The sequence below is a fragment of the Pseudocolwellia antarctica genome (genome assembly GCF_049933045.1).
Classification (GTDB): domain Bacteria; phylum Pseudomonadota; class Gammaproteobacteria; order Enterobacterales; family Alteromonadaceae; genus Pseudocolwellia.
The window spans coordinates 293893-306076 of sequence record NZ_CP187926.1 but is presented as its reverse complement, the minus strand read 5'-3'; the positions used below and the strand labels follow the sequence as shown (position 1 = coordinate 306076).

Here is a 12184-nt window from a genome sequence, read left to right as displayed (position 1 = left end):
ATTTTTATTTGAAAGAGTTATTAAATTCATTAACCCGAGTTGAGGTTAGTTATTTAAATTTACTCTGCTACTTCTTCAGCTTTAGCTGCTTTTTCTGCTTTAGCTGCTTTTTCACTTTCAGCTTGTGGCTTAGTTAATAACTCTGCACGTAAACGTGTATCTAACTCTTTAGCAATAGCCGTATTTTCTTCTAAGAATTTAACTGAGTTAGCTTTACCTTGGCCAATCTTATCACCTTTGTAGCTATACCATGCACCAGCTTTTTCAACCATATTATGTTTAACACCAAGGTCAATTAACTCACCTAAACTGTTAATACCTTTACCGTATAATATTTGAAATTCAACTTGCTTAAATGGAGGTGCAATTTTGTTTTTAACAACTTTAACGCGAGTTTCGTTACCTACGATTTCATCGCCATTTTTAACAGCACCAATACGACGGATATCTAAACGTACAGAAGCATAAAACTTTAATGCATTACCGCCTGTAGTTGTTTCAGGAGAGCCAAACATTACACCAATTTTCATACGAATTTGGTTGATAAAGATGATCATAGTATTTGATTGTTTTAGGTTACCCGTTAACTTACGCATTGCTTGCGATAACATTCTCGCTTGAAGACCCATATGTGAATCACCCATGTCTCCTTCAATTTCAGCTTTAGGAGTAAGTGCAGCAACTGAATCGACAACAATGATATCAATAGCACCAGAGCGCGTTAACATGTCACAAATTTCTAAAGCTTGCTCACCTGTATCAGGTTGAGAAACTAATAATTCATTAATGTTTACACCTAATTTTTCAGCGTAAATTGGGTCAAGTGCATGCTCAGCATCAACGAAAGCACAAATTTTACCGTTACGTTGCGCTTCTGCGATAACTTCAAGTGTTAATGTTGTTTTACCACTCGACTCAGGACCGTATATCTCAACAACACGTCCTAAAGGTAAGCCACCAGCACCTAGTGCAATATCTAACCCTAAAGAGCCTGTAGAAATTGTTTCTACATCCATACTACGGTTATCACCCAATTTCATAATTGAGCCTTTACCAAATTGACGTTCTATTTGACTTAACGCAGCAGAAAGTGCTTTTTCTTTATTGTCATTCATAATTTGCTCCAGGGGTTTAAGTGCTTTTTCACTTTGATGGGAGAAGTATACTGTATGATCGTACAGTATCAAGTTTTTTATCACTTTATTTTATTTTATTTGTAACTTTAGAAAAAGTAGACTTTTAAGTTACTGATATAAAAAACAAAAATAACAACTAGTAACTTTTTATATTTTTAAGTAAAAAAGTTACTCACTATGAATTATTGTTAACTCAAAAATTAAAAAAAGAATTATTTCGTATTTTTTAAAATATGCCTAAATAAAAGCACTCTATTTTATATTATTCTCCTAATATAAAGCTGTCTAACTGGATAGTTTATAAAACTGAACTATAATTATAATTAAGAACTTAACTTTTAATATATTAAGCTAAGTTAAAACAATTTTAATAGGTAAAACTGCCGTTATTATATAGATCTATATTGCAATAAAACTTACTCTATATAAGTATAAAAAATAAACTTTATTTAACTTAATTTTATTTGTAATGAACTTTTCATTATTTTACGTTAATAAAAAGTATCAATATAAATGAACTCTAATCAAATGGTTTGACAGAATTTGGAATTAATAAAAGCAGTATCTTCTAGTAGCAAACCGTTAATCTTATTAATCATTACCTCTAATGAGTTAGTTATTAATAAAATTAATTTTATTTTATCAGACAGTGGCTTAACTGCTATTTATGCTAAAAATAGTATTGAAGCTATTAATATTCTGCGCTCAAAAAAAATTGATGTGGTTATCACTGAAGTAAAAATAGGTAATGTAGATGGCTGGAGGCTAGCGAGGTTAATTCGCTCTGGTATGCTGTCAGATAATCCTAATACCCCTATCATTTTGATCACCGAAAGCCACAGTGAACGTATTGCTGAAACTACGGCTAAAACATTTGATATTAATAAAGTTGTCGCTTTCCAAGAAATCTACTCCCTATTAAGTGTTATTGATGACACACAAAGTGGGAAAAACAATCTTAACCAAAGAACGAAAATACTGGTTATTGAAGATACTCATGATACTGCTCAGTTAATAGATCGTATGTTAAAGCACAGTTATGATATTGATTTAGCTGAAAATGGCTTAATCGCTTTAGAAAAATTTAAAGAGAATTCATACGACATTGTTCTGTTAGATATTATGATGCCAGGCATGTCGGGCGATGAAGTGTTAGATAATTTAATTGCTATCGCTCCCAATCAAACTGTTATTGCAATGACAGCACATGGTAATGCTGATTTAGCTGAATTAATGCTAGAAAAAGGCGCTTCTGATTATATTCAAAAACCTTTTAAAGCGGATCAGTTAAGAAAGGTTTGTAGCATTGCTGAAAAGCGTGAAGATTACCTTATAGCTAATGAACAATTTTTAGCTAAAACACGTGCATTGGCAGAAGAACAAGTAAAGTTTGAGTCTCTCGCTAAAGTCCATTACCGTATTTTAAATAGCTTAAATAATATAGTTATAGAGCTAAGCTCTGAAGGTGATATCACTTTTTTAAACAATGCATGGGTGCAAACGACAGGATTTTTAATACCCGAAAGCATGGGTAAACCCTTCATAGAATATGTTAATGATTCAAGCAACCACATAAAAAGAGTACTTAACGAAACATATCACTCTTTATTAGATGGTAGAAAAGAAAAGCAGGTTTTAGAATTTAAATTAAAAACCTCAAACCACTCAAGCTTCTGGTGTGAACTTACCCTTTCTTCTTTTTATGATAGACACACCCAAATAATGGGATTATCAGGAACTATTGATGATATTTCTATGCGAAAAAAGGCAGAAGAAAAACTTCAACATGTTGCTTTTCATGACACATTAACAGGTATTCATAACCGATATTATTTTGATGATGTACTCGTTAATATTTCTCAAACAGCTGCCAGAACTAAAACCGCAAACTCACTGCTTTATGTAGATTTAGATAACTTCAAAGTGATCAACGACTCACAAGGTCATCAACAAGGTGATCTGGTATTAAAAGAAATATCACAATTACTGCTAGATAGAATACGTGAAAGCGACTATTTATGCCGTATAGGTGGTGATGAATTTGCCATTATTTTGCAAAATACAGACATCGAAGATGCACAAAAGTTTGCACTTAAAATATGTAAAACCATTGCCGATGCAAGCTTTAGATTTGGCGAACAAGTATACAAAGTAAGTTGTAGTATAGGGATTTCATCTATCGACGGTACCGCTTTATCAAGTGACATTTATTTGCAGCAAGCTGATATTGCGATGTTTGTCGCAAAAGATAGAGGTCGAAATCGTGTTCATACCTTTACAATTGAAGATGAATTAAGTGACGAAGTTAAGCAAAGTTTTGAATGGGCTCAAAAACTAAGAAAGGCATTGAGTGATGATAATATTGTATTACATTACCAGCCTATAATTAATGTAAAAACTCGTGAGACAGAATCCTACGAAGCCCTAGTAAGGCTCACAGTAGATGATAAACTTATTTATCCTGATAGTTTTATTCCGTACTTAGAAAAGGCAGGCGACATGAATATTCTCGATCGCCATGTAATTGATGCGGCGTTTAAACAAATGTCTCAATACACTTTACTAGAAAAAGTAGCGATTAACCTATCAGCTCAAGCATTCTCAGATGATCGTTTAGTCGTTTATGTCGAAGAAAAGTTAACTGAATATAATATAGAACCTTCTCGTATCATGTTTGAATTAACAGAAAGCGCAAGTTTAACTAATATTACAGGTACACAACGTTTAGTTAACCGATTAAATGACTTAGGTTGTAGCTTCGCTATTGACGATTTTGGCACTGGCTTTAGTACTTTTACTTATTTGAAACAAATACCTGCTCAGCATGTAAAAATTGACGGTTCATTCGTAAAAGATATGCTTAAAGATGCAACAGATGCTGCTTTAGTTAAAGCCATAAATGAAACAGCTAAAGCATTAAACAAACATACTATTGCAGAGTTTGTGGAAGATGAAGCAACGTTGAAAATGTTAGATGAATTAGGCGTAGATTTTGCTCAGGGGTACCATATTGCTAAGCCTATGAACATAATAGACATAGATAAAAATAAACAAACTTAGTAAGCAGTGACGGCACACACCACATAGAGCTGAGGTTACCTATTTAACCTCAGCTCTATAAATAGGTAAAGTCACCACAAATACAGAACCTGAACCTAATTCACTCTCAACCGAAATAGTCCCATCAATTAATTCAATAAAGACTTTAGATATCGCTAGCCCTAACCCTGTACCACTGAATTTTCTTGATTGGCTTGAATCAACTTGACGAAACTCTTCAAAAATATAACTTTGCTGCTCTGTACTTAACCCTATACCGGTATCGCTAATAATAAACTGTATATCAGTATCTGTGTTCTCTATGGTAAACGTAATCTCACCTTCTTGAGTAAACTTACAAGCGTTACCCAACAAGTTAATAAGTACCTGTTCTAACTTTTCTTTATCTGTAGAAAATAGCTCATGCGACTGTTTTTGAATAACCGAAAACTGATTGTTATTTTTGGAGGCTAACGGTGAGATAGTGTCTCTTACCGTTAAAATAAGCTTTTCAATATTAACTTCTGTGAGGTAGATGTCTATCTTCCCAGATTCAACTTTAGCTAAATCGAGTAGGCTATTAATAATACCGAGTAAACGCTGAGAGTTGTTAGCTATGCGGTCCATATCATTAATTAAACCAATGTGCCCTTCTTGTTCTAATTCTTCAGTAACAAGTTCTCCATAACCAATAATAGATTGAATAGGTGTTCGAAGCTCATGACTTATATTAGCGATAAATTCAGACTTATGGCGACTCGCCTTTATAGCCGCATCTCTGGCACCAACAAGCTCTATTGTTCTTTCTTTAACTTCACTTTCAAGTCTGTCTCGATGCAGTTTTATGTCGTTACCTTGCTTCTGCAAAACTTTCATCATGTTATTAAAGGCGTTTGCCATGCTTTTAATTTCTTGAGCGCCTGTATCCTCAGCAAATACATACTCTCGAGTTGTTTCAGCTAATTGCATAGTTACCGACAAATTACGTAAAGGAATAAATAACTTAACTAAGCCTAAATGAAGAATAACGCTGAATAAAACAATAGACACCAAACCAATAGCGGCGATAAGTAAAGTTACCTGATTCTGTGCTTCAATCAGCGGTGCTTTACTATAAAGCACTTCTGCGTAACCAATCACTTCATGAGAAATATGATTATTATCAAATTCAGAACTATTTTCTGCATCTTCTAAGGCAAGCTTCACCATAACAGGAGAAATGATAAACCAATGTTCATCTGTTTCAATAGAGACTTGTGTGCTTAGCCAATGTGTATGCTCAACTCGAACACTTTCAGGGAATACCCCTCGGCTAATAAAAGGTTCGTAACCGTCCAACAGAATTCGTGCTGCCGAAACCGATTCAAAACCTTGAACTTGCTCCATCGCTTCTTGAGCGTTTTGTTCTGAGCCCGACAAAACCGAGAACACCGCCTGCTTAGCTAAACCTTCAGTTAATTGCATAGCATTGGTTAGCATTAAGTGTCGGTACTGTTGATTAATCCATGAGGAGGTAACAAAACTAATAACAAAAATCATAACGGTGATCGCAATAACGATAAAAGTAACCACTTGTGCTTTTATACTTCGCTCTGAGAACTTAGAGGCTTTAAATTTCATCATATTAAATACGTTTATTCAGGAAAGGTGAAAGCAAACTCTTCTATTTTACTTTGTGAGTATTGATAGCCTAAATGTTTTGCTGTGCGTAAATTTATGGCTAACTTAATGGTTTTTAATGCTTTAACAATAGATGATATATTTTTATTTTCAATCTTTTGCATAAAAATAGCTAATTGCTGTCCCATACTTATATGATCTGGCACCGTTGCATATAAAACACCTCGTTTAACATGTGAAGGTGTACTCGAGATAATTGTCACTTTATTGTTCCAAGCTTTTTCAAGTAACGTAGGCACTATAATAGTGTCGTTAACAGAAATTGGATCTAAAGGTAGCCATAAAACAGTATTTTCGGAGGCTGTTGTTTGAAAAAAATCATCATAGGTTTTCACCACCATCTGCAAGTCATCAACTAAAATAGCATTCAAGTGGAGATTGATTCTTTTAGCTTCTTTTTTAGCGTCTTCCATCAACCAAGCTGACGACTTACTGTAAACAACGGTTATGTTTTGTACTTTAGGCGCTAAAGTTTTTAAAGGCTCAAACAAGCTTTGAGGCGATGCCATTGAACTAATACCTGACATGTTATGCGCTATTACAGGTAAAGCGCCCAATACAACAAGTTTGTTATGGTTAACTTCCTTACCAATAACCAATCCTGGTTTCCCAAGAGCAATAACTTGTTGTGTGGTAATGCTACTTATAATGTCTTTACTGTTAAAGTTTTGCGGGAGCTTAAGTGTAATAACCTCACCTTTAAACGCTGACTTAATACCTTTTACTATTTCTGGGAATACATTATTAGACGAAGATTTTACATCAGGATATATAACGGTAACTTTACTTTGCTCTTTACCCTCACTAAAGGAATAACTGCTATATGACAAAAGAGGAATTAAAATGAAGTGGATAAGTGTTTTTGATATTTTTATAAAAGCCATGTATCCCTCTTAAGTTATTTAAGTTATTTAAGTTATTAGATTACATTCTTATAAATTTTTATTTTAATAAGTGCCCTATGACTCAATATCGAATGATGAGTTAACAGCCTAATTATTTTTCAGATTGAATAGCCTTTGATAACTCTTCTACTTGCTTCAATTCTTGCAGAGTTAATTCGCCATAACCTTTAGGGTAAGACCAGCCATATCCCCATCTAAAACTTGTAGGTAAATAAGGTGTACCGCCAACTCTTACGCCAGCTAACATTAATAAAGCAACTTCAGGTTCGCCAACCTCAGATACACATTGTTTTAAGTTGTTGTCTGATACAACGCGATCTTCATAGGTTCCGCCTTTCCAATAATCAAAGTCGTGTTTTTCACAGCAATTAAGCCAAAGTTCTTTTTGCTTAAAAGTACCATCAGGAAAAGAGCTACAACCATCACTGGTAAAAGGCTGTAAACGATCAGGGCTGTGACTACAGGAGCTAAGAGAAATAAATACAGCTAAAATCCATGTTATTTTTTTCATCTTTGATTACAACAATTCTAATTCATGAACAATGTCAGATGTTTTCATACGCACTTTATAATCTGTTTGAGCCATCATAGCCCTTACCACTCCTTTATTGTCGATAATAAAGGTTCCTGGCACAGGTAAAGCGGTTCGTCCTTCGCCGTTAAATCTAACAATGTCGATATTATGTTTTTTATATAATTGAATAAGGTTTTCTGGTAACTCGTAATAAAGTTTATAACCTTTAAGTACTTCGTAATCTAAATCACTGAGTACTTCAAAAGGATAACCTTCTTTTTTGAATTGAGCTTGAGATCTATCTGGCGTTTGTGGCGTAACCGTTAGAAGTTGTGCATTGTATTGCTTGAATAGGGGTAAATTTTTTCTCAGAGAGCGTAATTGCATATTACAGTAAGGACACCATGCTCCTCGATAAAAAACTAAAACAACAGGACCTTTTTTTAACTCGTCATATAGAGTTACAGACTTACCTTGAGCATTTGTTAATGAAAAATCAGGTGCTTGTTCCCCTACTTGAATACCAGGACTTGGCATTGCTTTAGAGAGATCATCAATCGCACCTTTCATTAATTTTAATTCAGATGACGTCCAACTAATTCTTTTTATAGTTGGCATCTCTTCAACTTCAATAGGTGAAGTTCCACTACTTAAATACGCAGCTCCATAGGCTTGCACACCAACAAAAGGTAGTAATAATGATAAAAAAATTAATAGCCGCATCGTCACTTCCTCTTCCCATAATTAAAAATGTAAATAATCCAGAATAATTATACCAGCCAATTGCTAACTATGTACTATTAATACCACAGAACATTAGGGAGGAACATTTAAATTATCACTTGCACATAAGGGCTATGATCAGTATTCTACGCCACTTTTTTACAGGAGCGACATATGATCGGTTTTGACTACGGTACATCAAATTGCGCAGTAGGTGTAATGCAAAACGGAACCCCATCTATTCTATCTTTGGGTGAACACGGAAAATATGTTGCTTCAACATTATATGCACCAAGCAGAGAAGTTATTGTTAATTGGCTTTCACAGCAATTAAACGAACTAGAGCAAAAAGAATTTCAGTTACAACGCAAATTACAAATGACAAAAGGTAATAACGTTTTACGAGAATTAAAACTAGATGGTATTTCATCAGACTTATTTTTTGGAAAAAAAGCATTACAAGCTTATTTAGCTGATCCTGAAGAAGGCTATTACATTAAGTCACCTAAATCATTTTTAGGCGCTAGCGGTTTATTTCCTCAACAAGTTCAATTATTTGAAGATATTGTTGCATCGATGATGGCTAATATTAAAAACTTGGCTGAACAAAACTTAGGTCGTGAAATAACGCAAACAGTTATTGGTCGCCCTATTAACTTTCAAGGCTCTAGAGGCGAAGAAAGCAATAAGCAAGCAATCACTGTATTAACTAATGCGGCAAAGCGTGTAGGTTTTAAAGACATAGAATTTCAGTTTGAACCTGTAGCTGCAGGTTTTGAATTTGAAGCAAGTCTAACCAAAGAAACTAAAGTACTTGTAGTAGATATTGGCGGTGGAACAACCGATTGCTCAATGCTACTTATGGGACCTGAGTTACGAGATTTAAGTGATAGAGCTCAGCATTTACTTAGCCACAGTGGTGAACGTATTGGCGGTAACGATTTTGATATTGGTTTAGCCCTTGCTGGAATAATGCCTGAACTAGGTATTAATAGCTTTTTAAAATCAGGCAAACCTATGCCTGTAAATGCATTTTATCAAGCTGTTGCGATTAATAAAATAAACGAACAGAACGAATTCTACAGTGCTGAAAACCAACGTTTCCTTAATCAACTTGTGCGTGATTCAAAACAACCAGAACAAGTAAAACGTTTATTAAAAGTGCAATCAGAAAGACTTAGCTACCTATTAGTTAACGGTGCAGAACAAGCTAAAATAGCATTAACAGATCAAGATGAGTTTTTGATATCACTTGAGAACTTAGATGAAAATTTAGCAACTTCGGTGTCAAGAGATACCTTATTAACGGGCATAAAGCGTGAATTAACAGGTATTGCTAACTTAATGCGTCAAGCGGTAGAAGAATCTTCAGAACAACCCGATGTAATTTTTATTACGGGTGGTACAGCAAAGTCACCTGTTCTTAATGCTTTCTTCCAGCAACACTTTCCAAATACACCTATTGTGTTAGGTGACCACTTTGGTAGTGTTACTGCAGGTTTAACGCGTTGGGCAAATAAGGTTTTTGTTTAACCTGTATTATATAAATTAAAAATCAAGGTGCTTAACTTACCACTAAAGTTAGCTGCATTTATTTGAGCGAATTTTAACTGCTTAAGTGCCTTGTTTTATAATCTCTAGCACTCATCCCATAAAACTGTTTAAAGCTACGACAGAAGTGACTTGCGTTATTAAAACCTAATTCAAAACAGACTTGAGTGATTTGTTTACCGTGCTTTATTAATAGCCCCGCTTTTTTCAAACGCATTTGATGTTGAAAAGCCATAGGTGTACAACCTAAGTGACGTTTGAATTGAATAAAAAACTTAGTTCTACTCATACAAGCCACTTTACATAAATAGTTAATGTCTAAGCTATCGCTTAAGTGATGAGTAATATAATTTAGCACTGCATTTAAGCCATTATTATCAGGTTCTTCATTACAAAAATTCAGCATAAAGTCACGCGTCTGTTGGCGTAAAAGTCTAACCGTAAGTTCAGATACAGCTAAATCAATCATGAAGTTTCTATCAGGATGGTTTTCAGTATAAATATGTACAATGCGGTTTAGTAAGGCTTCAGTTTCATTATTATGATGTGTATGAATTAACTGATCAGAATAATCCCAAAAACCAAACTCTTCTTCTAAAGGGGCAAGTTGATTCAATCGTTGTGCAGTATCTTTAACGCGATCTAACGAAACCTCAATAGCTAAACATGTGGTTGGCGCTTCCCATTGTGCAATAGGAAAATCAATTTCAACCGTTTGATTAGGCGCCATAATAAAAGATTCATGTGGAATGAATTCAGTGACAAAATCATTTTTATCGGCATGCATCACCTTTTTACCTGACACCATAGCGCAGAATAAAAGTTGATCAGATTTTAATTTCACACGCTCAGCTTGCTCATACGTATCATAAATACTGAGCTCAGATTCAGGTCCCGCAAAGCTTATTTTATTTTCAACCAAAACTTTGGGCATTTGTTTTTTATTACATAAAATTTCAGTGATCACCGCAGCCTCCTCTTTTTCAAAATAAATCAATCTATTGGTACTGAAAGTCAACTTTTATGAATTTCTAGCATAGCTGAATATTTTTCAATCATTAAAGTATAACGTTCTTACAAAAAAAACAATGAGAGATAAACAAATGATTTATTCAATCCCGGGGACAGATGGAGCTGTAGTTAACTTCAAAGAGCGTTACGGAAATTTCATTAATGGCGAATGGGTTGCTCCAGTAAATGGGCGTTATTTTGATAATAAAAGTCCTGTAAATGGAAAAGTCTTTTGTCAAATACCTCGTTCAGATGCCGCAGATATTGAGCTAGCACTAGACGCCGCACATAAAGCAAAAGATGCTTGGGGCACAACATCAGTAACCGAACGTTCTAACCTTTTATTAAAGATTGCTGATATTCTCGAACAAAATACTGAAATGCTTGCTGTTGCCGATACGTGGGATAATGGTAAAGCGGTGCGCGAAACTTTAGCTGCTGATATTCCATTAGCTGTTGATCATTTTAGATATTTTGCGGGTTGCTTACGTTCACAAGAAGGAACCTTAAGTGAGATAGACGAAAACACAGTTGCTTACCATTTTCATGAACCATTAGGTGTGGTTGGACAAATTATTCCTTGGAACTTCCCTTTACTGATGGCGGCTTGGAAACTTCCGCCAGCATTAGCTGCGGGTAACTGTGTAATTTTAAAGCCTGCAGAACAAACGCCTGCATCTATTCTTGTAATGATGGAACTAATTCAAGACATTTTACCTCCAGGTGTATTAAACATTGTTAATGGCTTTGGTAAAGAAGCAGGACAAGCGTTAGCAACGAGTGATCGTATTGCGAAAATAGCTTTTACAGGTTCAACACCTACAGGCTCACATATTTTAAAGTGTGCTGCTGAAACCATCATTCCATCTACAGTAGAGTTAGGTGGTAAATCACCCAATATATTCTTTAGTGACGTGTTAGATCATGAAGACGACTATTTAAGTAAATGTATTGAAGGCGCTATATTAGCTTTCTTCAACCAAGGTGAAGTGTGTACTTGTCCTTCGCGATTATTTGTTCAAGAAGATATTTACGACAAGTTTATTGAAAAAGTTATAGAAAGAAGCAAACTGATAACACGTGGTGATCCTTTAGACACTAACACTATGGTTGGCGCACAAGTCTCTGAGGCGCAGTTTGATAAAATATTAGACTACATTGAAATTGGTAAAAAAGAAGGTGCTGAAGTTCTAATTGGTGGTGAAATCGCTAAAATGACAGGTGAATATGACGAAGGTTATTATATTCAACCTACCCTGCTTAAAGGCAGTAATGATATGCGAGTTTTCCAAGAAGAAATTTTTGGACCTGTTATATCAGTATCAACTTTTAAAGATGAAGCCGAAGCTTTGGCATTAGCGAACGGTTCAGAGTTTGGTTTAGGTGCAGGTGTTTGGACGCGAGATATGAACAAAGCCTATCGTATGGGTCGTAAAATACAAGCGGGTCGTGTGTGGACTAACTGTTATCATTTATACCCTGCTCATGCAGCATTTGGCGGTTATAAAAAATCAGGTATCGGACGTGAAAATCACAAGTTGGCGTTAGGTCATTATCAACAAACGAAGAACTTATTAGTGAGTTATGATACTAAACCACTCGGTTTTTTCTAAACGCATTTAATT

Annotated in this window: 9 protein-coding genes; 3 read left to right on the top strand and 6 right to left on the bottom strand. The window is 34.9% G+C overall.

What is annotated here, in order from left to right; translation table 11 throughout:
• Window positions 1-59: 59 nt before the first annotated feature.
• On the bottom strand, window positions 60-1115 hold the full coding sequence (gene recA, locus ACPUVN_RS01350; RefSeq protein WP_426358369.1) for a recombinase RecA: 1056 nt from the start codon (window positions 1113-1115) through the stop codon (window positions 60-62).
• Between the two features lie 564 nt (window positions 1116-1679).
• Here recA and ACPUVN_RS01345 point away from each other — a divergent pair.
• The gene (locus ACPUVN_RS01345; protein WP_426358370.1) at window positions 1680-4196 is read left to right on the top strand and encodes an EAL domain-containing protein; all 2517 of its coding nucleotides are present in this window, start codon (window positions 1680-1682) and stop codon (window positions 4194-4196) included.
• Window positions 4197-4235: 39 nt separating this feature from the next.
• Here the strand turns inward: ACPUVN_RS01345 and ACPUVN_RS01340 are convergent, their stop codons facing one another.
• The 4 genes from ACPUVN_RS01340 to ACPUVN_RS01325 form a co-directional block, all read right to left on the bottom strand.
• Window positions 4236-5798: a sensor histidine kinase gene (locus ACPUVN_RS01340; RefSeq protein WP_426358371.1), complete on the bottom strand. Its 1563-nt coding sequence runs from the start codon at window positions 5796-5798 to the stop codon at window positions 4236-4238.
• 11 nt (window positions 5799-5809) lie between these two features.
• Complete coding sequence (locus ACPUVN_RS01335; RefSeq protein ID WP_426369810.1) at window positions 5810-6739, bottom strand: ABC transporter substrate-binding protein; 930 nt, start codon at window positions 6737-6739, stop codon at window positions 5810-5812.
• 112 nt (window positions 6740-6851) lie between these two features.
• Complete coding sequence (locus ACPUVN_RS01330; protein ID WP_426358373.1) at window positions 6852-7271, bottom strand: hypothetical protein; 420 nt, start codon at window positions 7269-7271, stop codon at window positions 6852-6854.
• Window positions 7272-7277: 6 nt separating this feature from the next.
• Window positions 7278-7997 (bottom strand): peroxiredoxin-like family protein, encoded by a 720-nt coding sequence (locus ACPUVN_RS01325; RefSeq protein WP_426369809.1) that lies wholly within the window; start codon window positions 7995-7997, stop codon window positions 7278-7280.
• A gap of 174 nt (window positions 7998-8171) precedes the next feature.
• On the opposite strand from ACPUVN_RS01325, the gene yegD reads away from it, so the two are divergent.
• Window positions 8172-9530 carry a molecular chaperone gene (gene yegD / locus ACPUVN_RS01320; protein WP_426358375.1) on the top strand — a complete coding sequence of 453 codons (1359 nt, stop codon included), beginning with the start codon at window positions 8172-8174 and terminating at the stop codon, window positions 9528-9530.
• Between the two features lie 73 nt (window positions 9531-9603).
• On the opposite strand, the gene ACPUVN_RS01315 is transcribed toward yegD, so the two are convergent.
• A complete protein-coding gene (locus tag ACPUVN_RS01315; RefSeq protein ID WP_426358377.1) occupies window positions 9604-10515 on the bottom strand; it encodes a helix-turn-helix domain-containing protein in 912 nt (303 codons plus the stop codon).
• A 136-nt stretch (window positions 10516-10651) separates the two neighbouring features.
• On the opposite strand from ACPUVN_RS01315, the gene exaC reads away from it, so the two are divergent.
• Entirely contained in the window at window positions 10652-12172 is a 1521-nt protein-coding gene (gene exaC / locus ACPUVN_RS01310; protein WP_426358378.1) for an acetaldehyde dehydrogenase ExaC, read from the top strand.
• Window positions 12173-12184: the final 12 nt, after the last annotated feature.